This is a genomic window from Streptomyces sp. NPDC015220 (assembly GCF_043079345.1).
GTDB lineage: Bacteria > Actinomycetota > Actinomycetes > Streptomycetales > Streptomycetaceae > Streptomyces.
Window position 1 is genome coordinate 105,510 of the sequence record NZ_JBIBUK010000017.1, and the last position, 20,924, is coordinate 126,433.

The following is a 20,924-nucleotide window of genomic DNA, read 5'->3' on the forward strand; positions in this document are numbered from 1 at the left end:
GGGTGGGGGGTGCGGGTGCCGGGGGGCGGGATACGGGTTGGGGTGGCGGGAGCGCGGGACGGGAAACACGAGGGCGGCCCCGCGTCCGGACGGGTGTCCGGGCGCGGGGCCGTGGGAGGGGGCGGGTTACTCGGCGCGGTAGTTGAGGGTCATGTAGTGGTCGTCGAAGGTGACCTCGAACAGGAAGCGGGTGGCGCCTTCGGCGGTGGCGGCGCGGAGCACGTCGAGCAGGGTGGTGCGGCCGTCGTCGAGGGGGGTGGTGAGGTCGACGGACTCGCGGAAGTCGTCGCCGCCGAGGATGGAGCGGGCGTCGGTGCCCGGTCCCCAGCCGTCGGCGTAGACGACGGTGGGCGGGCGGTTGCTGTCGGGGATGGGGTACCGGCCGTTGCTCATCAGGTAGGTGCCGTCGTCCTTGACCCACCACAGGCGGGGCGTGGCTTCGGTCTCCCCGTAGCCGAGCTTGTGCTCGGGCGCGGCGGCGGCGTGTTCGGCGGCGGCGAGGACACGGGCGAGGGGGAAGCGGAGGGTGGCGTTCTTCTGCCCGTGGGTGGTGTTGGCCATGGCGACGTCCAGGAGGGGGTTGGTGCTGGTGTCGGGGATCGGCGGGATGGTCATGGTGCCGAGGAACTCGTTGAGCCAGTCGGGGCGCTGGTCGGCGGGCAGGGTGAGCAGGTGCCGGACCTGCTCGGGGTGGGTCATGGCGGTCTGAGGGCTGTCAGGGACGGCCGGGGCGTGGTCGGCGGCCTGGGGGCTGTCGGGTACGGCGGGGGTGTGGTCGGCGGCGGGGTCGTGCTTGGGCATGTCGGTTCCTGGCGTGTGTGGGGTTGGGTGGGGTGCGCGGGCCGCCGTGCGGTGGATGCCGCCGCCTCCCTCGTCGGGAGAGCGGCCCACGCTGTTGCGGGTCTGGCGGTGGCTCAGGTCTTCTGGCGGAGCCAGCAGAAGATGAAGACCGGCTGTCGCGCCGACGGAACCTGGCGCCGGGCATGGGCGTGAGCCGGCGTGCCATTCTTCGCTCCGACGGCGCTGAGCCGAGTGGGTGATGCGGCGCAGGGTCCGCTTTCCTCAAGGCGTAAGAGCAGTTACAAGTACGTGGAGATCGATACCTCTTCCTGCTGCCAGGCGTGCTCGTGTGCCCACCCCCGGCCGACCGTGACCGTGGGCGGGTTTCCTTTCACGGTCGTTCCCGTGGCTCCCGACGCCGCACCGCAGTGTGACGGGTGCGGCGAACCGTACATGGGCAGCTGGCGTCTCGGGCAGGCCGTGGGGCTGAACAACCCCCACGTTTGCGGACTGCCCAAAAGGAACGGCTTTCCGTGCGGCTGGAACACGGCCAGTGAGCCCTGTCCCTACCACCCGACGCCGGAGGCCCTGCAACGCGAGCAGGAACACCAGGAAGCGGAACAGGAGCGCAGGCGGCAGGCCGAAGAGCAACGCCGAGACGCCACCGAGCGGCTTCGCATGAACCTGATCAAGATCCTCTCCGTCAGATGCCCTCATTGCTCGGCCCCTGCCGCGTCCCTGTGCAACACGCCAAGGGGCCTTGCCACACGCACGCTTCACAAGGCGCGAAGAAGCCTCGCCGCCGTCAGTGAACCCAGATCTTTCGTGCTCGAGGCCACGAACTTCTACACCCCCACAGTCCCCGAGCCCCCTCTCGACGCCGACTTGCGCTCGCTCTTGAACGACCCGTTGGAAGACTGCACCGAGGAGGCGACGCAACGCTACGACCGTGAGCAGCAGGAAGCCGCAGCCCAGAAAATGGCCGCAGCCCAGCGGACAGTGTGGCTGGCTTGCGAGGACCGCACCGCCCTCATCACCGCGCAGCCCTGTTCAGTCTGTGGAGCTGAACCGTCCGATGAGTGTGATCAGCACGGCTGGCCGCGTGGACAGTTCCATACCGTGCGGATCGATGCGGCGATGACCGCCGCTCAAGAGCGCGCCGGAGGAGTCTCTCCGTGAGCTTGGCGGATGCAATGCATGTCGGAGCCGAATCTGCGCATGTTCCGGTGCGTTCAGGAACCGGCGGGTCCCCGGTGCAGCGGGCCGAGTTGTTCGTGGCGGTGGCCGGGCGGGCCCGGCGGGAGGAGGATCTGCTGGTCATGCGGACGGGAGCGTGTCGGCGCGCCCCGTCCGCTCAGGGGGTGTGACCCAGATACGCGTCAAAGGGGCGATGAGTTGAATCTCGAAGCCCTGAGCACCCGAACTACGCGGTGCCTTCGTCCTCTTCGGCGAGGATGCGGTAGACGGCGGCGACCGAGGGGCGCTTGCCCTGGTTCTTGCCCGAGGTGATGACGAGCTTGCGGGCGATCTCGGGGACGGGGACCCCGTTGGCCCGCAAGGACTTGAGTGCCGTCCGCCGCACCATCGTCGAAACACTGCCTGAACTGCGCGAACGCGAGGGGACATATCCGTGCGGCTACTCCACGGCGACGCTCGGGTCGCTACACCGTTTCGCCGTGGCTGTCGGCGGCCGTGATGAGCTGGTCGAGCCGGACGAGGGTGGCCGTCATCTCCTCGACTCGGGCCGCGAGGCGGTCACGCTCGGTGCGAAGCATGCGCCGCTGCGGGACCGTGGCGCGGCCGTTGTTCACGCAGGGCAGCAGCGCCGCGATGGCCCGGCTGCTGAGGCCGGCCGCGTAGAACTGCTGGAACAGGCGTACCACCTCGACGGTGTCCTCGGTGTAGCGGCGCTGTCCCGACGGTGTGCGCTCCGGGCTTAGCAGACCTTGTTCCTCGTAGTAGCGCAACGCGCGCACGCTCACACCGGCCCGCTGCGCGACCTCGCCGATCTTCATCGCCCCATTTCCCCTTCCCGCGCTTGACTCTCACGTCGGCGTGAGGTTTTAGCGTAGCGGGCATGGACATTCGAAACGAGATTGCGCTGGTCACAGGCGCCAACCGCGGTATCGGACACAGCTTCGTCGCCGAGCTGCGGCGCCGGGGCGTCAAGAAGATCTACGCGGCCGCCCGCAGGCCGGAAACCCTCCCCGACCTCCCGGGCATCGTCCCACTGGCGCTGGACGTCACCGACGACACGTCCGTGACCCGAGCCGCGGCCGTCGCCGCCGACACGACACTGCTCATCAACAACGCCGGGGTGTCGACCTTCGCCAGGCTCACCGACGGCGCGGAGGACGACATCCGGCGGGAAATGGAGACGAACTACTTCGGCCCCCTGCGGATGGTGCGGGCCTTCGCGCCGGTCCTGGCCGCCAACGGCGGCGGTGCCGTGCTGAACGTGCTGTCGGTCATGGCCTGGATGGCCTACAAGCACTCCAACAGCTACGGGGCGTCCAAGGCCGCGGCCTGGGCGCTCACCAACGGCATCCGCTACGAACTCGTCGGCCAGGGCACCCAGGTCACCGCGCTGGTCATGGCCAGCGTCGACACCGACATGATGGCCGGCATCGAGGACGAGAAGTCGCACCCCGACGTGATCGCCCAGCGAGCCCTGGACGGCGTTCAGGCCGGCTCCCTGGAGGTCCTCGCCGACGATAGGACCACACAGTGGAAGGCCAGGCTCAACGAGGACCCGGCCCTGCTGTACCCGCACCTGACCGCACCCGCTGCCCGGGCGTGAGCCGCACAAGCGCATGGCACAAACACTGACGAACTTGGCCGCTCTGGCTATTCAGTGAAATTGGATGGGGTGGCCCCGCTGAGCGGGGCCACCCAGCTGTCAGCTACACCTCCGAGGTCTACCCCGGCACCATCCACGGCTTCACCATGTCCGACACCGACGCTTTCAGCGCCCCCGGGCTGAAGCCCCACTGGGACCACCTGCTCCCTCTCTTTGGACCGCACCCTGGGCAACAGCTGAGGCTCCGGCTCGTATGGCAGCGGTCATTGGCCGTGGAGAACATCGCCTGCCAGCCGGAGACCGACATCGGCAGCCCGTTCTCGTTCAGCCAGAGCATCGCAGGTTCCAGGCCGTCCTCGGTCTCCCGCAGAAGCCGTCGCCGCTCAGTCGGCGAGAGGTCTTGCAGCCGCATCCGATGGACACCACCGGCGCTGAGCCGGTGCACCACATGCGGGCGGGACGGGTCTGCGATGACCAGGGGCCGGCGGATGCGCTGGTAGCGGCCCGCTGCCCGGGCCTGCTCGACCACCTCGGCCCGGTCCCACCCCACGTAGGCGATCACCTCCTGGACGGTGCTATGCGGGACGTAAACCCACCGGGCGGAGACGTTCTTCGCGATCACCCCGGGCAGCCAGAACCGCTGGTATCCGCCGAGGGCAGTGCTCGTGGGGACTTCGGAGACGGTGATGCTGGCCTGCTCAGTCAGCCGCAGCCCCGTGCGGACCATGAGGTCGCTGAACGTCGCGTTGCGGGCCGCCCACCGGCCGCGGAACCGGTCCGAAGACAATCCGTCCGGGCCGTAGCCGCGAAGCCCCACATCCCGCCAGAGTCGGTAGGTCGCCGACGGCATCCACTGGATGCGCTCCCCGTTCTCGTCATGCGCGTAGGTTGCCGGAACCGTGGAGGGGCCGGTAGGCCGGATGACCGACCCCGTCGGCGCGGGGCGGGCGGCGCGATGTGGGATCGGGACCGCCGCGACGTGTCCCTGCCGCACTGCCCACGCGTAGAACTGGTTGACCAGCGCCACTTCGTGATTCCAGGTACTGCCCCCGACACAAGGTCCCGTCTCATCCCGGCGGCGCCACTGATGGAACGCCAAGTGATCTGCCTCAATTGCAGCCCTCCACGATTTCCCACCGCGCGCGGTATGCAGGAACGTGAAGAACCGGGCCAGGGCTCTGGCCCGATTGGCGTTGCTGTTCCACGGTGCCGTCAGATTCGCCTGAAGGAAGTACGCGTTGAGCGCGACGTCGTACTCGAACCGCGGCGAGAGCAGGAACGGCAGGCCGTCCGGCAGTCCTTCCTCATCCAGCCACGCCACCAGGTCACCGGGCGCCACGTCCCGGAAGGAAGACGTCGTCGTGGGCACGGGCAAGTCGCGGCTCACGAAGTGCACCGTCCACCTGGGTCTACTCAACACCCGCGGACCCTAACCGGTCAGCGGCCGACTGCTCGCCCCTGCCGCAGTACGGGCGGCGCGCTCAGCTCTGCCGAGGCGCTGCGTCCCGCTGCGTGGGGCTGGCGGCAGGCGGCGCTGTCATGTCGAGCAGAAGCAGCGCATCCTGGTCGGGGCTACCAGGCTCGGCGGTATAGACGCCGATGCGCTGGCCGGGGGTGCCTTCCACGTGCAGGGACTGCGAGGTGAGCGTGAGCGTTCCGACTTGGGGGTGCCGGAACGTCTTGTGAGCAGGTTTGCGTCCGGTCACTTCATAGCGTTCCCACAGCCGGGCGAAGTCGGGGCTTTTGAGGAGGAGCTCGCCGACGAGGTTGGTCAGGTCGGGGGCGTCGGGGGCGGTGCCGGCGACAGCGCGCAGCCGGGCGACGCAGCCAGTGATCTGACGGTCCCAGTCGGTGAAAAGGTCGCGGGCCGCGGGGTGGAGGAAGAGGTAGCGGGCGAGATTGCGGTGCTTGGCCGGCCAGTCGTCCAAGCCCGTGTACAGGGCAAGGCCGCCCGGGTTCCAGGCCAGCATGTCCATGCTGCGGCTGATCACGTAGGCGGGGTTCGGCCGCAGCGACTCCAGCAGCAGCTTCAGGTGAGGGCGCACGGTGCGGCTCGGGGCCGGCGGCGGCTCGGGCGCGTAGCGGGCAGCACGGGCGGCGAGCTCGCGCAGGTGCTGGTGCTCCTGGTCGTCCATGTGCAGGGCGCGGGCGAGCGAGTCGAGGACGGCGGGACTGGGGCGGGTCTCCTTGCCGCGTTCCAGGCGCACGTAGTAGTCGATGCTGATCCCGGCGAGGGTGGCCAGCTCCTCGCGGCGCAGGCCGGGGGTGCGGCGGATGCCGGCGCCGATGGTGAGGCCGACGTGTTCGGGACTGGTCTGGGTGCGGCGGGCGCGCAGGAAGCGGCCCAGCTCGGCGCCTTCGCTGTGCGCGCTCGTCGATGCCATGACTCCAGTCTCGCCCGCTGCGCGGGCGGGAGGGGGGCTCTGTCATTACCCCCGAAGAGACCGCCCTGCCACACCGGAGCAATCCGGGTGAAGGTGAGTGAGGAAGACGTCGACCTCTTCGCTCCCGGACTTCGACGGGCACGACCCGCCGGCGGGGGCAAGGGTGAGAGGCCAGGCGAGACCCATGATCGGAAGAGGGCGAGATGCGGTACATCAAGCTGCGTGACCTGGAGGTTTCCCGGATCGGTCTGGGTGCGATGGGCATGTCCCACGGCTACACCGGTTCCGGCACCGATGACGCGGAGTCGATCCGGACCGTGCACCGGGCCCTGGAGCTGGGCGTCACGCTCATCGACACCGCCGAGATCTACGGCCCCTGCACCAATGAGGAACTGCTCGGGCGGGCGCTGAAGGGCCGCCGGGACCAGGTGGTGCTGGCCACCAAGTTCGGCCTGGTCTCGCACGCCGGCGGCGGCGCGGGGAACCTGGACTCCAGCCCGGCCAACATCCGCACCGCGGTCGAGGGCTCCCTGAAGCGGCTGGGCACGGACCATATCGACCTGTACTACCAGCACCGCGTCGATCCGAACACGCCGATCGAGGAGACCGCCGGCGCCGTGGGCGAGCTGATCGCCGAGGGCAAGGTGCGTGCCTTCGGGCTCTCCGAGGCCGGTCCGGACACCATCCGCCGGGCCCACGCCGTCCAGCCGGTCACCGCGGTGCAGTCCGAGTACTCCCTGTTCACCCGGGGTATCGAGGAGCGTGTCCTGCCCGTGCTGCGGGAGCTGAACATCGGCCTGGTGCCGTTCTCCCCGCTGGGCCGCGGCGTCCTGACCGGCACCGTGCGCTCCACCGACCAGTTCGACGAGAACGACTTCCGCCGCGACAACCCCCGCTTCACGGGCGAGAACTTCCAGCACAACCTGATGCTGGCCGACAAGGTCAAGGCCCTGGCCGACGAGGCCGGCGCCACGCCCGGTCAGGTGGCGCTGGCCTGGCTGCTCGCCCAGGGCGACGACATCGCCCCGATCCCCGGCACCAAGCGCGTGACCCGGGTTGAGGAGAACACCGCCGCCGACACCGTCACGCTGACCACCGAGCAACTCGAGAGGCTCTCCAGCCTGCCGCCCGCCGCCGGCGCCACCCACAACGAGGCCCAGGCGCGGATGCTCGAACGCTGATTCATCCGCACCGCCCAGCACGACCCCCCGTTTGGAGCAGTAATCCCTGATGCGTGCAGCAGTGATGTACGGAGCCGGCGACGTCCGCGTCGAGGACCGGCCCGACCCGAAGATCGTCCAGCCCACCGATGCGGTGGTACGCACGGTGGCCGCGTGCGTGTGCGGCAGCGACCTGTGGCCGTACGCGTCCATGCCCGCCACCGACATCGGCCGCCCCATGGGCCACGAGTTCCTCGGCGTCGTGGAGGAGACCGGCTCAGAGGTGACCGGTCTGAAGACCGGTGATCTGGTCGTCGCCCCGTTCACCTACAGCGACAACACCTGCGACTACTGCGCCAAGGGCCTGCACATCTCGTGCCGCAACGGCGGCCGGTACGGCTTCGACGGCGTGGACGGCGGTCAGGGTGAAGCCGTCCGCGTCCCCTACGCCGAGGGCACCCTGGTGAAGCTGCCGGTGGCCGCCGACTCCGAACTGCTGCCCTCTCTGCTGGCGCTGTCGGACGTGATGACCACCGGCCACCACGGCGCCGTCACCGCCGGCGTCGGCCGCGGCGATACGGTGCTGGTCGTCGGGGACGGTGCGGTCGGCCTGTGCGCGGTGATCGCCGCCAAGCGGCTGGGGGCTGAGCGGATCGTGCTCGCCGGCCGCCACGAGGCCCGTACCAGTCTGGGTCGCGAGTTCGGCGCCACCGACGTGGTCGCCGAGCGGGACGAGGAAGGCATCGCCCGCATCCGCGAGCTGACGGGAGGCGTGGACAAGGTCATCGAGGCCGTCGGCACCCGTCCGGCCCTCGACACCGCGCTGGGCGCGGTTCTGGACGGCGGCACCATCAGCCGCCTGGGCGTCCCTCAGTACGAGCAGGGACCGATCGGCCCGGCCGAGTTCATGCGCAACATCACCCTGACCGGCGGCGCCAGCCCCGCCCGCGCCTACATCGCGGAACTCCTGCCCGACGTCCTGGACGGCACCATCACCCCCGGCCGCGTCTTCGACCAGACCTTCCTCCTCGACCGGGCACCGGACGCCTACCGGGCCATGGCCGACCGCCAGGTCCTCAAGGCCCTCCTCCGCCCCTGAAAACCGCACCTGCCGCGCTGCTCCCGGTCACCACAACCGGGCGGGGCTCATTCGGCGCGCCGGAGGCCGGTCCGCTGCGTGTCCGGTGCGGGCGCCGGTGCTTCGGTCGGGGTGGAAGCCAGGCTGCCGAGGAGCCGGATGCGTTCTTCGGTGGGCGATCCGGCGGCACTGGTGTAGGCGAACAGTGTCCATCCGGGGTGGTCGGGCAGTTGCATGGCCTCGTAGACGAATTCGAGGTCGCCGACGTCACGGTGGCGGATGTGTTTGGTGCCGCTGTTGTGCAGGCGGACGTCGTGGGCCGACCAGCGGTTGCTGAAGGCGTCGCTGCGGGTGACGAGCTCGCCGATGAGGTCGGTCAGGTGCGTGTCGCGCGGGTTGCGGCCGGCCGCGGTGCGCAGGGAGGCCGCGGCAGCGTCCGCTGCGGCGTCCCACTGCGGGTAGAAGGTGCGCGCGGCGGGGCTGAGGAAGATGAACCGGGCCTGGTTGTTGCGGGCGTCCGGATCCTCGAGCAGCGGGGCGAGCAGCGCCCGGCCGAGGGAGTTCAGGGCGATGATGTCGGCCCGCTGGTTGACCACCCATGCCGGTGCCCCGGTGATCGCGTCGAGGAACCGCTGCAGTGACGGGCGGATGGCCGACGGGGCGGGGCGCGAGCGGCGGCGGCTCGGTGAGGGGTTCGCGGCCCGGGCGAGATCGTGCAGGTGCTCGCTCTCCGCGTCATCCAGGCGCAGCGCCCGGGCGAGGGCGTCGAGCACTTCGGGGGAGACGCCAGCGAGGTTGCCACGCTCCATCTTGGCGTAGTAGTCGCTGCTCATCCCGGCGAGCATGGCGACTTCCTCACGGCGCAGACCCGGCAGGCGGCGGCGGCCGCCGCCGCCGACGATCCCCGCCTGCTCGGGGGTGATCCGGTCACGTCGTGTGCGCAGGAAGTCCCGCACTTCCGCCTGATTGTCCATGGCCTCCACCGTACGGCTCGGCTCGCGACTGAAGGAGTGACTGCCAGTACACGTATAAGCCGTCCCTCGCGCCGTCGAGATGCCGGTGCTGCAATCGGTTGGGGCGATTCGGGTTTCCCGAACCACTGAGCGCCCACCCCTCCTAGGGCCCCGGCTGCCCAACGTCACCACCAAGGACTGTGAAACTCATGGCTCAGGACCACAAGCCCGCACCCGTCGCCGTCATCACGGGAGCCTCCTCCGGCATCGGCGCCGCCACCGCCCGTTCCCTGCACGCCGCGGGCTACCGGGTCGCGCTTCTCGCCCGCCGCACCGACCGCATCGAGGTGCTGGCCGACGAGCTCGGCGACGGTGCACTCGCAGTCTCCGCCGACGTCACCGACCGCGACGCCCTTCTTGCCGCGGCCGACCGGGTCAAGCAGCAGTTCGGCGGCACGGACGTGCTCGTGAACAACGCCGGCGTCATGCTGCTGGGCCCGTTCTCCGCCGAGCAGACGGACGACTACCGCAAGATGATCGAGGTCAACCTGCTCGGCGCGATCACCGCCACCGAGGTCTTCCTCGACCAGCTCAAGGACGGCGGCGGCGACCTGATCAACCTCTCCTCCGTCGCCGGCCGCGTCGCCGGCCCCGGCAGCGGCGTGTACGCGGCCACCAAGTTCGGCATCAACGGCTGGTCGGAGTCGCTGCGCAAGGAACTCCTGCCCGACGTCCGCGTCACCGTGATCGAACCGGGCGTGGTCGCCACCGAGCTGCCCACCCACATCACCCACGAAGCCACCCGCCAGGGCGCCCAGCAGCTCTACGACGTCGCCCAGGTCACCGCCGAGGACATCGCCGAGGTCATCACCTTCGCCCTCCAGCGCCCCCGCCACCTGGCCATCAACGAGATCCTGCTCCGCCCGGCCGGCCAGGAACTCTGAACCGCCAGACGCCCGCCAGACAGAACAACACCCGCACCCCGAAGGGACTCCCCATGCAGTACGTCACCCTCAACAGCGGAATCGAGATGCCGCTCCTCGGCTTCGGCGTCTTCCAGATCCCCGCCGAGGACACCGAGCGCGCCGTCTCCGAGGCCCTGGCCGCCGGCTACCGCCTACTCGACACCGCCGCCGCCTACGAGAACGAGGAAGCCGTCGGCCGCGCCATCAAGTCCAGCGGCATCCCGCGTGAAGAGCTGTTCGTCACCACCAAGCTGTGGGTCCAGGACGCCCCCGCCCAGGACAACACCCGCCGCGCCTTCGAGACGTCCCTGAACAAGCTGGGCCTGGACCACCTCGACCTGTACCTGATGCACCAGCCCTTCGGCGACGTCTACGGCCAGTGGCGTGCGATGGAAGCCCTCAACCGCGACGGCCTCGCGAAGGCGATCGGCGTCGCCAACTTCTACCCCGACCGCCTGCTCGACCTGATCATCAACAACGAGATCACCCCGCAGGTCAACCAGATCGAGACCCACCCCTTCTTCCAGCGCGCCGACTACCAGGACCTCATGCGCGAGCACGGCGTGCAGATCCAGTCCTGGGGCGGCTTCGCCGAAGGCAAGAACGACCTGTTCACCAACCCGCTCCTCGCCGAGATCGGCAAGGAATACGGCAAGTCCGTCGCCCAGGTCGTGCTGCGCTGGCTCACCCAGCGCGGCGTCATCGCCATCCCCAAGTCCGTGCGCGCCGAGCGCATGGCCGAGAACATCGACGTCTTCGACTTCCAGCTCACCGACGAGCAGATGGCCCAGATCGCCACCCTCGACACCGGCAGCTCCCTGTTCTTCGACCACCACGACCCCAAGATGGTCACGTGGCTCGCAGGGCGCCGCCTAGAGAGCTGAACCCCTCACCCCCTGTCCCTCGCCGGCCGCGGGTGCCCTCACGGCGAATGCCGGGGCGCCCGCCCTGCGTCCACGGTTCACCGGGAGCCGTCCACCATGATCACGTCGCAGCGCCACGGCGCCCTGCCGGGCCGGCGCACCGTTCTGCGCGGTGTGCTGCTGACCGCAACCGCCGCTTTGAGTGCGACCCCCTTGGCGGGCTGCTCACCGTCCTCACCGCAGGCCGGCACCCCCGCCGCCTCTCAGCCCGCCGCGCCGAGCGGAAGCAACGTGAAACGAATCCTGCTGGCCTACTTCTCCCGCCCGGGCGAGAACTACTCCTACGGCGGCCGTACCGCCCTGAAGGTCGGCAACACGGCGGTGCTCGCCGAGAAGGTCGGCAGCCGCATCGCCTGCGACACCTATCGCATCCAGGCCGCCGACCCCTACCCGCGCGACTACGACGGGACCGTCCAGCGCAACGTCCGCGAGCAGGACACCGACGCCCGCCCGGTCATCGAAGGCCGCCTGCCCTCTCTCGACGACTACGACACCATCCTCCTGGCCAGCCCGATCTGGAACGTCCGGGCACCCATGATCATGACGACGTTCACTGAAGCCCTCGACTTCCGCGGCAAGACCGTCCACCCGGTCACCACCTACGCCATGAGCGGCCTGGGCACCACCGAACGCGACTACGCCGCCTCCTGCCCCGGTGCGACTATCGCCAAGGGCCTCGCGGTACGCGGCGAAGAGGTCAAAGAAGCCGACACCGAAGTTGAGGCATGGCTGCGACGCCTCAAGTTGCCCGTCCGGTGACCACCCTGCCGAGCGCACCACGGCCCGACCGGATGGCACGCGCACTCGCACCCTCAGTGGATCTGCCACGTCGCGATGGGGCGACTCGGTACATCAACTCAGCCTCGACGTACTGCCCTGCTCGAAGCCGGTCACTGACCGCTCATGCACAAGGGTGCGGGTGCCGTAAGAAGACGCCGTATGTGAGGACGGCGCGCGGGATGCGGGGGATGAGCACCGAGGGGTCGTCGCCGGGGTAGAGGTGCAGGTTGCGCCAGCCGTGGATCCGGCCATGTACGCGGCGGCGGCCTCGATGATGTCGGCCCACCGCTGGTGCCCGAGGACGACGAAGCCGACCGGGTAGAGATGATCGTCGGTGGGGTCGTCGATGCCGGTGACGTGCAGGCCGCGATGGACGAGGAAGCCGTTCTCCACCGCGTCCTCGCCAGGCGTCCAGAGCTGTTCGGCGGGGTGCCTGGTGCCGTCGTCTCCCTCGCTGGTCACCAGGTCGTACAGGCCGGTGGTCGTCATGCGCTCGCTCCGGTGTTGGTGTCGGCCGCCTTGAGGACGCGCGGGAGATGGACGTGGAGGTGTTCGACGTCGACCTGGCGGCCGCGGGCGCGCAGTTCGCGGGCCAGGAGTTCGGTGAGTCCGGATGCCCTTTTCCGGACTAAGAGATCGCCCTTGGCTGTACCTGCCGCAGGGCCGGGGCAGCTTCGAGGTTTCGCCCGCCGTTGCCGGTTACGGCTGAACCGTGTTCATTTGTGGTCGCGCAGGAAGGCAGGGATCTCGTCGCGGGTCGGGTAGTTCGGCAGGGGTGCTCGCTTGCTCTGAAGGAACGCGGTGATGACGGCGACGGCCCGGTCGTTGTTGTCGTCGAGGCCGTTCCACATGTGGTGTCCGACTCCGGGCATGTACTGCGTGCGCTGGATGGCGGGGTCATTGGCAAGGACCGTGGTCTCCCATTGACGGACCTGGGAGAAGCACTCGGCGATCATCAGCATCGCGGGGGTCCGGGAGCGCCTCAGTTGCGGTGCGATGGAGGGTGAGTCCTTGACCGTCTGCTGGATGCGGAGGCTGGCGGCGGGGCTGAAGGAGAAGTTCTGTGCGGTGTCCTCGGCGGGGATGCGGTGCGCGTCGTGCGCGCAGTATGCGGATGCGGTGTCGCTACCGAGATCTGCGGCGGTGAAGGCGTTGACGCCTTCGGCCTGTCCGATCAGTCCGGTGTCGGGGGTGAGGAGTCCGAGACGCATGAGGCCGAATGCCACGGCGTACCGGGGAACGTGCGTCGATCGCGGTCCGGTCGGGGCCGGCGCGAGCGGCCCTTGTGCCCGGCGATGTGTGCGGTAGGGCCGTCCATGGGGCCGGGCTCGGCGATGATCGTCCGGTGCAAGCGTGCGGCGACGCTCGGGTCAGCCAGGGCTCGGGTGAGCACGGCCCCGCCTGAGGAGAATCCCAGGATGTCGACCTTGCCTTTGTCCAGGCGGTCGATGAAGGCGGCGAGGTCGCGGACCGACCTGGAGATCGTGTACTGGCCCATGGGGAGCAGGTCGCTTCGTCCGCCACCGGCCTGTTCGTAGGCGTAGACGTCGTAGTCCTGGCGTGCCAGGAGTTGCAGGAACCGGTGGTCGAGCACCGAGATGCCACGGACCGGTCCGCCGTTGAGGTACACGAGCGGGATGGGGTGCCGGGTGCCGGGGTCCGCGGCCGGGTAGTGGTACACCGCTACCCGGCTGCCTGTGGCCAGGCTCCAGTGCTGCGTGGCTACGAAGGGTAGGGCGTGCGGGTACCGCCGGGCCGTCGGCACGGTCGGGATGCAGACCGTCGCTGTCAACGCCGCCGCGACGACCACCGGCAGGAACGGCACGAGCCGCGCCGGCCAGGTGCGGTGCCGGCCCCGCCACAGCGCGAGGACAGCTCCGACTCCAAGGGTCGTCAACCATGCGGCGAGCCCCGAGCCTGCCCCATCTGTGAAGGCGATCAGTGCGAGAAAGACGACGACCAGCATCGTGACGGCGGCCAGGGCCAGCAGTAAGCGTCCGGTGAAGCGGACGAGGCGTATGGCGGACATGGGCACGGTGGACCTCCGACAGTTTCAGAACACTGTTTCAAAACGACGTTATCAGAGGGGGTAGGCTGCTGGTCGTGGGTAGGCCGAGAACAAACGACGAGGCCGTCAAAGAGCGGCTTGTGGAGTGCGCGACCGAGATGCTCGCCACCCGTCCGCGGGAGTCGCTCACGGTCCGCGCCGTGGCCGCTGCCGCCGAGGCGTCGACGACGGCGGTGTACTCCCTGTTCGGCGGTAAGGACGGGCTGATCGGTGCGGTGCGCGACAGAGCCGTCGCCGGCCTGTTCCAGGACGTGTCGGCGGTGCAGACCTCCGCGGACCCTCTAGCCGACCTCTACGCGCTGGCCGTCGCCTACCGTCGCTGGGGGTGCGGACACAGCCACCTGTACACGGTGCTCTTCGGTGGGGTGCAGTCCTTCGACCCGTCGGGGGAGGCCGGTGCCAGTGACCCGATCCGTCCACTCCTCGCGGCGATCGATCGCGCCTTGACGGCGGCCGTCCTCGCCGGCGACGCAACGGCGATCGCCCTGTCGATCTGGGCCGCCCTGCACGGGCTGGTGACTCTTGAACTGGCCGGGGCCCTGGACGCCACCGCAGCCGAGACCGCGTTCCGCTCGTCGATTTACGCCACGCTGCGCGGATGGACGACCCCGGAGGTGTTCCGCAGTCTTCGCCAAGCCGAACTCGCTCGGTGACAGGATCAGGGCCGGTATCCGGGCTCTCCCGATCCTGGCTGAAGCAGTGGTGCGAGGTCGGTGAAAACCGGCATGCCAAGGTCGACCAGCTGCGGCCGGCCATCGGTCGGAGCCCGTTTGAGACTGGAGTCGTCGTCCTGCCCGAGGGCGGAGCAAGGGGCGCGGGTGGTGCCGTCTCTTACGCCGACCTCCGCGCCGGTTCTCGTGATCGTCACGGACTCATGGCAGGCCGAGCCCTCCACGGCCCGCGCACGCGTGGAACTCGTCCACGGTCAGCGTCGGATGCGCAGGGCTTGGCGGCATGGGGAAGGGCAGTCCGACCCCGCGTACCTCGATGATCTTTGGGGTGGGGTCTCGTCGCAGCCGTGTGTCTCGTGGAGGCGTGCCCGGAGAACGTCACTCGATGTGGGTCGTTGCCCTACCTGCCGGCCAGGGCTGCTGATACTCGATGAGTCGGCCTGCCGGGTCGTGTCGGCGGTTGGGTGCGAACAACAACTTTGTTCAAGAAGCAGCGCCGGGTATGCGGCCCGAAGAAGGGAGTGTCTTGTCGCATACTCGGCGCTGACCGGCAGAGTTACGCCGTCGTGGCTGCTGTCTCGGTGGCTTCGACTGCGGACTTGAAGTCAGGGTGGACCCCGATTTGATCAAGCCACACGCTCATCGAGTTGTAGCAATTGAACCTTTCGATCTTTCCGTCACGGAGGTACCAGAGGTCCGCCGCCGGCACGTCGATCCGGTTCCCGGTCGGCGGGATCTCGCCGACCGGAGTCGGAAACCCTCCGAGATGCGTGCCCTGGATTCGCAACTCGACGGCGACGACATCACCGAACGCATGTACCTCGAGCAGCTCACGGTGTACATCGGGGAACGAGCGGGCGAGGCCCGCGATCACCTGAGGAATCTGCTCTCCGCGGAAACTCTGCGAGGTCGACATGTCATTGAACGACCCGTCCTCGGTGAACAAGGCCAGGAAACCGTCACCGTCGAGAACGTTCCCTTCCGCGAGCCGGTAAGCCTCGCGAATGATCTTTTCGTTACTTTCCATTCCTGTTCTCCTTCGAGTTCGCAACACGCTCACGATCCGCGCTTGTCTTTGATCGACCCTTCCCGGCTGTCGTAACGATAATCGTTACATCAGATGGTCGCAACCTTCACTGTTGCGACTGCGCTGTCGTAACATGGAGCGTTGCGACCGAAGGAGGGGTCATGAGCGCCAACAGCAGGCTGACCATTGCCGCCCACGCACTGGCCTGGATCGGTCTCTATCAGCGCCAGGGCCACGAGGTCGCCACCTCCGAGCAGATCGCGACCAGCGCGAACACCAACCCCGTGGTGATCAGGCGGCTGCTCGGCGAGCTGCGCAGGGCCGGGCTCGTGGAGTCCCGGCGGGGCGCGGGCGCGGGCTGGTCGCTGGCTCGCGAGCTGGAGTCGATGACCCTGCTCGACGTGTACGAGGCAGTGGAACCCGGCCCCCTGTTCGCAATGCACCGCACCACCCCGCACCAGGAGTGCGTGGTGGGTCACGGCATCCAGCCGGCATTGCAGAACATCTACGAGGGCATCGAGGAGACCCTGAGACACGAACTGGCCCGCGTCACGCTCGAGAAGGTACTCAGGGACGTACTCGCGGCACCTCGCCGGCCTCTCTGATCAGCTGGGCGACCCCGTGCGAACCGTAGGGTTCGGCGTGGGTTCTGCCCACCGGGGCGGAGTGACGTGAGCGTGGAGATGGAATCCCGCGCCGAACGCGTTGGATCCGCCGCCGGAACAGACGGCGGGCGCAGGCCGAGCTCACCGCGGACCAGGCCGTGCTCGTCGCGGCTCTACGACGACGAGCGGGAGAAGACCGTCCAGCCACCGATGCAGGAGCGGATGCGGCAGCCTCTTCCTGACGTACGTCACGAACCCGTCGTCGTCCGTGGGCGGTTCGTCATCGCGCAGCCCCGACACGATGACCAGATGGGTGCCGCCCTCAGCGTCGCCTTCTGCGGCGTCAGCCCGCCATTGCGCTCCTGCAACCATGCGGAGCCTCGGTCTGTCACCGGCCCTGTCACACGTCTGTCACCAACTACGCCGACGCCACCGGACCGCAAGACCCTGACCTGCTACAACGCACACACCATGGACTGGCGTGGACGCCCCTGGACGGTCTCTACAACCTGTTCGCATTGGGGTTCATCAGACGGTAGCCACCGTCCTGCGAACCCCACAGCTGTCACGTCTGCGCCGCGCTGCTGTTGCAGGCGATACGCTGCACAGGCGTGCCATTCGTCTTGCCGCCGCCCGCGACGTCGAGGCACCCCGAGGCCCCTGCGTTCTCCGGACAACGCGGTCCGTTCGGCCGCATCGATGCTCAGGCCCCAGCGGGTCTTGTCGGCCACCCAGTCGGTGACGTACTGGCAGCGATAGGCGACGGCCGGCGGCAGCCACGTGGTGGGGTCCTGGTCCGCCTTCGACCGGTTCGACGCCGCCGACACCGCGATCAGCGCCCGCGCATCCCCGAGGTCATTGGCGTAAGCCTCCCGCTCCTTCGCCGTCCAAGTGCCGGCGCCCGAGTCCCAGGCCTCGGCGAGCGGGACCAGGTGGTCGATGTCCAGGCCGCTCGGGCCGGTGATGTACCGGTCGTCATACGGCGAGTGCCACTCCCCACCGGACAATACGCAACGCGGTCCCTGGTCGGGCGCGATGACCGCTTCGGCCTTCAGCACCTCGGCGCGGGTGTTGCAGCCGTCCTTGTCCGCATCGATCCAGTGCTTGAACTTCGATCGCTCGTAGCCGGCGCGGTCCTCCTCCCTCACCGGCAACTGCGCCAGAGCGTCGCGTACAGGGAGGGTGACCGTCTCCCCGGGCGCGCGTACCTGCCGTGCGGCCGGCGCCGCAGCGCTATGTGCGGTGGACGCATAGGAGGCGACACTGTGAGCGGCGGCCGCGTGAGCGGCAGTAGAGACGAGCAGGGCGGCGAAAGCGGCGGCCACGGCCGCAGTGCGGGCAGAACGCATGGAACGGCGGTCCTTTCGAAGATCCCGAACGTCTCGAGGTCTTCGTATTGGCCGCCCGCACAACAAGCCCGGGAAGGACAGGCACTGTCACTCTCGCGAACGGTAAGCCACACCAGCGCAGCGGCCAGCCCGTCCTCCATCGAGCGCCCGCCTCCACCTCTACCCATATCGCCCAGTGGCCTGTCGATGACACAGCTCAGTGGCGGGTCCGCGCGCGCTGGCCGGTCACGACGGCATGCCCAGCCGCTGTTTGATCCGGCGCGCCCACTGATCCATCTCCCGCTTCCGGCTCCTACCTGACGGGCATTCGTGTCCCGCTGTGCGTCGGTCTCAAGTTCCTGTGCCTGTCACCGCCGCGTGACCCTGGGAGCGAGCCGTCGTTGGTCAGCGCAACTCCATATGCCGGGCCCCGGGGATGTCATGGCAGACCCCCCGGGGCCCGTGGTGTGGGTCCGGCGCTGAGTCAGGACCCGCCCCACCTGTACGCGCCAGGCCAGACGCCCGTACTGCTGGGCGCCGCAGCGCGTGCCCACGCCTCGTCAGTCGCCGTCACTGCACCGCAGCGCGTGCGGGTGACGACGCTGGACCAGAAGACCGCGTCCACGGCCGGCGTCCACGGCGTGCTGTTCACGTTGCAGCGCACAAGCCCGGGCAGCGGCAAGGTCGCGCTACAGGTGGACGACTCCTCATTCCGTTATGCCTTCGGCGGCGACTTTGCCTCCCGCCTGCATCTTGTCCAGCTCCCCGCCTGTGCACTGACCACCCCGAAGCTGGCACGTTGCCAGACACAGACACCGGTGCGCGCGCCCCCTGGCGCCCCGCTGTCCGCCCAGGTCTCCCTGCCCGCTGAAGCTCCCATCGCTTCCGTCGTCACTCGCTCGCCGCACCCTGCTGCGGCTGCACAGGACCCGTTGGTTGTCATGGCCGCGACGTCAAGTGCCTCAGGTTCGGCCGGCGATTACTCGGCGACCAGTCTGTCGCCCGGCGGCTCCTGGTCCACGTCGGGAAACAACGGCTCCTTCACCTACAACTATCCGATCACAGTGCCTGCAGCCATCGGCGGAGCGGCACCGAAGGTGGAACTGTCCTACAACTCCGCCAGCCAAGACTCGCGTACAGAGGGGACGAACAACCAGTCCTCGTGGCTTGGCGATGGCTGGAGCTCGACGGACAACTACATCGAACGCACCTACAAGCCGTGCGACGACGATTCGTCCTCAGGCGCACCGAAGAACGACGGAGACGAGTGCTGGGCGGGTCAGATCCTGACCTTGTCGCTGAACGGCACATCCACCGAAATCGTCTACGACGACAACACCAAGACCTTCCACGCGGTAGACAACGACTCCTCGATGAAGATCGAGAACCTGACCGGCGCCACCAACGGAACGGCGAACGGCGAATACTTCAAGGTCACCGAAGACGGCGTACAGTCCTTCTTCGGGCTCAACCAGCTGCCGGGCTGGTCCAGCAGCAAAGACGAAACGAAGTCCGTGTGGACCGAGCCTGTCTACCACGCGCACAGCGGTGTGTCGAAATGCCCGGACAGCACGGACTTCGCCTCCACCGCCTGCACCCTGGGCTACCGCTTCAACCTGGACTACACGGTCGACACCCACGGCAACGCCACCGCCTGGTACTACAGCCCGGAGACTGGCTACTACGGCGCGGCCATGAAGGACACCGCAGTCGCCTACACCCGCGGCGGCCCCCTGTCCCGCATCGACTACGGCATGACCGACTCGACGGTCTACTCGGGCACCGCGCCGGAGCAGATCCTGTTCGACGCCGCCGCTGAGCGATGCATCCCCGGCACCCCGTCGGGCAATACGTGCGCGGACAGCCAGTTCACCGCAGCGAATGCGGCGTACTGGCCGGACGTGCCGGTCGACCTGAACTGCACCTCGAAAACCAGCTGCACCAACCACGGACCGAGCTTCTGGTCACGCAAACGCCTGACGGCGATCACCACCCAGATCCAGGTGGCGGGTGCGACCAAGCAGGTCGACAAGGGGCCTTGACCCCGGAGTTTGAACACGTCTATGCGGCTCGGGCCAGGGTAGTTGATGTTGGGTGGACGGTGATCTCGCAGGTGATCGGGGCTCGCTGGCCGAGCCGGGAGTGACGGCGTCGGGTGTTGTAGCGGGACAGCCACTGGAAGGCGTCGAGTCGTGCCTCGCGCTCGCGAAGATCGCCTGGTTCGCCGGAGTCGTCGCAAGGTAGGGGCGTGCGTCCCGGTTCGAACAGAGAAACGCAGTGCAGGCACGGTCGGTGATCATGTGAGTGTCGAAGTCCCGTGAACACCTGGCGAGTCCGTGCCTGCACCCTCATCTTCCCTTATGCCCACCGCGCTGGACCAACTGGGCCGGACCACCCCGTTCGGCACCCGGGACCATGCCCACCCACAGACGACACGCCCTGCATCTCGACCGCAGTAATGCCGCCAGCCCGTAGCCAGGGCACGACTGCGGGTTTGGAGACGGCAACTCGGTCAGCAGCAGCCGCACTGCATTCCTCATCTGGCGTGGCCTGCCACCGTACAGAGCGACTCAGCTTCACTGTCATGTGGCGCGGCACGAGAGGGCTGGCACTCAGAGCTTTTCAACCAGGATGGATGACGTCTTGTCGTTGAAACCGTCCAGGTAGGCGGCGTCTGAGGTGAGGACCAGGGACTCTCTTTGAAGCTCAACGTGTTCAAAGAGGGTGACCTGCCAGCCGGCCGGGACCTTCACCGAACTGATGACGTCATCGGCGAGGTCAGTCGGGGCGGAATAGGCACCGAGGGGCAGTGACGCCGATTCGCCCCTGAAATCACGGTCGGCGAAGAACGTCGGCAGCCTTAATCGATCAGCGCCGTAACAATCCAGACCTCATATTCCTCAGTTGTCACTCCGCATGAAACGCGACCATCGAGGGAAATCGCAACAAACTCCGGCTCCCCTTCAACGGAACCGAGCTGCTGAGCCAATCTCATCGAACTGGTACACCGAACGCGAGCCCACGAGGCATTCGCGGTGCCTACACCAGCCACACTGATGAGAAAGTCACCTCGGTCTCCGAAGAGTCCAATTTCATCGGAAAGCCTCACCCATTGATCCTGCACCTCGCGAAGATGCCCATTCGCCTCTAGCACGCGAACCCGAGCTGCGGGCTTAGCCTCACCACTGATAATTGGACGCCACGCCCTCATGGGCTCCGGGGCTTCCCCCGACCATGCACTGTCCAGGACGTCAAGACCTGCCGACTCCAGCAACGACCTACGCGCTTCGAGATCCAAGACAACTCACCCTCATGGGCTCCGGGGCTTCCCCCGACCATGCACTGTCCAGGACGTCAAGACCTGCCGACTCCAGCAACGACCTACGCGCTTCGAGATCCAAG

The 20,924-nt window shown here is 68.2% G+C and carries 19 protein-coding genes and 3 pseudogenes; 11 read left to right on the plus strand and 11 right to left on the minus strand.

What is annotated here, in order from left to right; translation table 11 throughout:
• Positions 1-126: 126 nt before the first annotated feature.
• Positions 127-801 (minus strand): DUF3085 domain-containing protein, encoded by a 675-nt coding sequence (locus ACF061_RS28045; RefSeq protein ID WP_392269757.1) that lies wholly within the window; start codon positions 799-801, stop codon positions 127-129.
• 384 nt (positions 802-1,185) lie between these two features.
• Here ACF061_RS28045 and ACF061_RS28050 point away from each other — a divergent pair, with 384 nt between their 5' ends.
• Complete coding sequence (locus ACF061_RS28050; protein WP_392269758.1) at positions 1,186-1,959, plus strand: hypothetical protein; 774 nt, start codon at positions 1,186-1,188, stop codon at positions 1,957-1,959.
• A 244-nt stretch (positions 1,960-2,203) separates the two neighbouring features.
• Here the strand turns inward: ACF061_RS28050 and ACF061_RS28055 are convergent, their stop codons facing one another.
• Together ACF061_RS28055 and ACF061_RS28060 are read right to left on the minus strand one after the other, a co-directional pair.
• Positions 2,204-2,365, minus strand: a complete 162-nt coding sequence (locus ACF061_RS28055) for a hypothetical protein (RefSeq protein WP_392269759.1) — start codon at positions 2,363-2,365, stop codon at positions 2,204-2,206.
• Between the two features lie 76 nt (positions 2,366-2,441).
• Entirely contained in the window at positions 2,442-2,795 is a 354-nt protein-coding gene (locus tag ACF061_RS28060) for a MerR family transcriptional regulator (protein ID WP_392269760.1), read from the minus strand.
• 62 nt (positions 2,796-2,857) lie between these two features.
• Here ACF061_RS28060 and ACF061_RS28065 point away from each other — a divergent pair, with 62 nt between their 5' ends.
• Positions 2,858-3,580, plus strand: a complete 723-nt coding sequence (locus ACF061_RS28065) for an SDR family oxidoreductase (protein ID WP_392269761.1) — start codon at positions 2,858-2,860, stop codon at positions 3,578-3,580.
• Between the two features lie 98 nt (positions 3,581-3,678).
• Positions 3,679-3,820: pseudogene (locus ACF061_RS28070) on the plus strand (dienelactone hydrolase family protein); the annotation flags it as partial.
• Positions 3,821-5,061: 1,241 nt separating this feature from the next.
• Here the strand turns inward: ACF061_RS28070 and ACF061_RS28075 are convergent.
• Positions 5,062-5,964, minus strand: coding sequence for a helix-turn-helix transcriptional regulator (locus ACF061_RS28075; protein WP_392269762.1), 903 nt, complete (start codon positions 5,962-5,964; stop codon positions 5,062-5,064).
• A gap of 203 nt (positions 5,965-6,167) precedes the next feature.
• Between ACF061_RS28075 and ACF061_RS28080 the strand changes: the two genes are divergently transcribed.
• Both ACF061_RS28080 and ACF061_RS28085 read left to right on the plus strand, forming a co-directional pair.
• Positions 6,168-7,145, plus strand: coding sequence for an aldo/keto reductase (locus ACF061_RS28080; protein WP_392269763.1), 978 nt, complete (start codon positions 6,168-6,170; stop codon positions 7,143-7,145).
• Between the two features lie 49 nt (positions 7,146-7,194).
• Positions 7,195-8,223 carry a zinc-binding dehydrogenase gene (locus ACF061_RS28085; protein ID WP_392269764.1) on the plus strand — a complete coding sequence of 343 codons (1,029 nt, stop codon included), beginning with the start codon at positions 7,195-7,197 and terminating at the stop codon, positions 8,221-8,223.
• A gap of 47 nt (positions 8,224-8,270) precedes the next feature.
• Here the strand turns inward: ACF061_RS28085 and ACF061_RS28090 are convergent, their stop codons facing one another.
• Positions 8,271-9,176: a helix-turn-helix transcriptional regulator gene (locus tag ACF061_RS28090; RefSeq protein WP_392269765.1), complete on the minus strand. Its 906-nt coding sequence runs from the start codon at positions 9,174-9,176 to the stop codon at positions 8,271-8,273.
• 188 nt (positions 9,177-9,364) lie between these two features.
• Between ACF061_RS28090 and ACF061_RS28095 the strand changes: the two genes are divergently transcribed.
• The 3 genes from ACF061_RS28095 (at position 9,365) to ACF061_RS28105 (ending at position 11,802) form a co-directional block, all read left to right on the plus strand.
• Positions 9,365-10,099: an SDR family oxidoreductase gene (locus tag ACF061_RS28095; RefSeq protein WP_392269766.1), complete on the plus strand. Its 735-nt coding sequence runs from the start codon at positions 9,365-9,367 to the stop codon at positions 10,097-10,099.
• A 53-nt stretch (positions 10,100-10,152) separates the two neighbouring features.
• Positions 10,153-11,004 carry an aldo/keto reductase gene (locus ACF061_RS28100; RefSeq protein ID WP_392269767.1) on the plus strand — a complete coding sequence of 284 codons (852 nt, stop codon included), beginning with the start codon at positions 10,153-10,155 and terminating at the stop codon, positions 11,002-11,004.
• 96 nt (positions 11,005-11,100) lie between these two features.
• A complete protein-coding gene (locus ACF061_RS28105) occupies positions 11,101-11,802 on the plus strand; it encodes a flavodoxin (protein ID WP_392269768.1) in 702 nt (233 codons plus the stop codon).
• A gap of 93 nt (positions 11,803-11,895) precedes the next feature.
• On the opposite strand, the gene ACF061_RS28110 is transcribed toward ACF061_RS28105, so the two are convergent.
• The 3 genes from ACF061_RS28110 to ACF061_RS28120 all read right to left on the minus strand — a co-directional run bounded on the left by ACF061_RS28110 (position 11,896) and on the right by ACF061_RS28120 (position 13,852).
• The gene (locus tag ACF061_RS28110) at positions 11,896-12,312 is read right to left on the minus strand and encodes a hypothetical protein (protein ID WP_392269769.1); all 417 of its coding nucleotides are present in this window, start codon (positions 12,310-12,312) and stop codon (positions 11,896-11,898) included.
• 227 nt (positions 12,313-12,539) lie between these two features.
• Positions 12,540-13,034, minus strand: coding sequence for a hypothetical protein (locus ACF061_RS28115; protein ID WP_392269770.1), 495 nt, complete (start codon positions 13,032-13,034; stop codon positions 12,540-12,542).
• A complete protein-coding gene (locus tag ACF061_RS28120) occupies positions 12,998-13,852 on the minus strand; it encodes an alpha/beta fold hydrolase (protein ID WP_392269771.1) in 855 nt (284 codons plus the stop codon). Before ACF061_RS28120 ends, ACF061_RS28115 begins: the two co-directional genes overlap by 37 nt.
• A gap of 74 nt (positions 13,853-13,926) precedes the next feature.
• On the opposite strand from ACF061_RS28120, the gene ACF061_RS28125 reads away from it, so the two are divergent.
• Positions 13,927-14,544 (plus strand): TetR/AcrR family transcriptional regulator, encoded by a 618-nt coding sequence (locus ACF061_RS28125; RefSeq protein WP_392269772.1) that lies wholly within the window; start codon positions 13,927-13,929, stop codon positions 14,542-14,544.
• Positions 14,545-15,118: 574 nt separating this feature from the next.
• Here ACF061_RS28125 and ACF061_RS28130 read toward each other — a convergent pair.
• The gene (locus tag ACF061_RS28130) at positions 15,119-15,589 is read right to left on the minus strand and encodes a nuclear transport factor 2 family protein (RefSeq protein WP_385195332.1); all 471 of its coding nucleotides are present in this window, start codon (positions 15,587-15,589) and stop codon (positions 15,119-15,121) included.
• A gap of 161 nt (positions 15,590-15,750) precedes the next feature.
• Here ACF061_RS28130 and ACF061_RS28135 point away from each other — a divergent pair, with 161 nt between their 5' ends.
• The gene (locus tag ACF061_RS28135; RefSeq protein ID WP_392269773.1) at positions 15,751-16,194 is read left to right on the plus strand and encodes an Rrf2 family transcriptional regulator; all 444 of its coding nucleotides are present in this window, start codon (positions 15,751-15,753) and stop codon (positions 16,192-16,194) included.
• Between the two features lie 183 nt (positions 16,195-16,377).
• On the opposite strand, the pseudogene ACF061_RS28140 reads toward ACF061_RS28135, so the two are convergent.
• Positions 16,378-16,518 (minus strand): annotated as a pseudogene (locus ACF061_RS28140) (monooxygenase); the annotation flags it as partial.
• Between the two features lie 347 nt (positions 16,519-16,865).
• Positions 16,866-17,543: pseudogene (locus ACF061_RS28145) on the minus strand (HNH endonuclease family protein); the annotation flags it as partial.
• A gap of 572 nt (positions 17,544-18,115) precedes the next feature.
• Between ACF061_RS28145 and ACF061_RS28150 the strand changes: the two are divergent.
• Positions 18,116-19,564, plus strand: a complete 1,449-nt coding sequence (locus ACF061_RS28150; RefSeq protein ID WP_392269774.1) for a hypothetical protein — start codon at positions 18,116-18,118, stop codon at positions 19,562-19,564.
• The last annotated feature ends 1,360 nt before the right edge of the window (positions 19,565-20,924 follow it).

Excerpts from the sequence above, each read along its gene's own strand:
- ACF061_RS28090 (WP_392269765.1), bottom strand. The coding sequence starts at position 9,176 with ATGGACAATCAGGCGGAAGTGCGGGACTTCCTGCGCACACGACGTGAC.
- ACF061_RS28065 (WP_392269761.1), top strand. The coding sequence starts at position 2,858 with ATGGACATTCGAAACGAGATTGCGCTGGTCACAGGCGCCAACCGCGGT.
- ACF061_RS28095 (WP_392269766.1), top strand. The coding sequence starts at position 9,365 with ATGGCTCAGGACCACAAGCCCGCACCCGTCGCCGTCATCACGGGAGCC.
- ACF061_RS28060 (WP_392269760.1), bottom strand. The coding sequence starts at position 2,795 with ATGAAGATCGGCGAGGTCGCGCAGCGGGCCGGTGTGAGCGTGCGCGCG.
- ACF061_RS28130 (WP_385195332.1), bottom strand. The coding sequence starts at position 15,589 with ATGGAAAGTAACGAAAAGATCATTCGCGAGGCTTACCGGCTCGCGGAA.
- ACF061_RS28055 (WP_392269759.1), bottom strand. The coding sequence starts at position 2,365 with ATGGTGCGGCGGACGGCACTCAAGTCCTTGCGGGCCAACGGGGTCCCC.
- ACF061_RS28045 (WP_392269757.1), bottom strand. The coding sequence starts at position 801 with ATGCCCAAGCACGACCCCGCCGCCGACCACACCCCCGCCGTACCCGAC.
- ACF061_RS28115 (WP_392269770.1), bottom strand. The coding sequence starts at position 13,034 with ATGCGTCTCGGACTCCTCACCCCCGACACCGGACTGATCGGACAGGCC.
- ACF061_RS28080 (WP_392269763.1), top strand. The coding sequence starts at position 6,168 with ATGCGGTACATCAAGCTGCGTGACCTGGAGGTTTCCCGGATCGGTCTG.
- ACF061_RS28085 (WP_392269764.1), top strand. The coding sequence starts at position 7,195 with ATGCGTGCAGCAGTGATGTACGGAGCCGGCGACGTCCGCGTCGAGGAC.
- ACF061_RS28100 (WP_392269767.1), top strand. The coding sequence starts at position 10,153 with ATGCAGTACGTCACCCTCAACAGCGGAATCGAGATGCCGCTCCTCGGC.
- ACF061_RS28075 (WP_392269762.1), bottom strand. The coding sequence starts at position 5,964 with ATGGCATCGACGAGCGCGCACAGCGAAGGCGCCGAGCTGGGCCGCTTC.
- ACF061_RS28120 (WP_392269771.1), bottom strand. The coding sequence starts at position 13,852 with ATGTCCGCCATACGCCTCGTCCGCTTCACCGGACGCTTACTGCTGGCC.
- ACF061_RS28135 (WP_392269773.1), top strand. The coding sequence starts at position 15,751 with ATGAGCGCCAACAGCAGGCTGACCATTGCCGCCCACGCACTGGCCTGG.
- ACF061_RS28110 (WP_392269769.1), bottom strand. The coding sequence starts at position 12,312 with ATGACGACCACCGGCCTGTACGACCTGGTGACCAGCGAGGGAGACGAC.
- ACF061_RS28105 (WP_392269768.1), top strand. The coding sequence starts at position 11,101 with ATGATCACGTCGCAGCGCCACGGCGCCCTGCCGGGCCGGCGCACCGTT.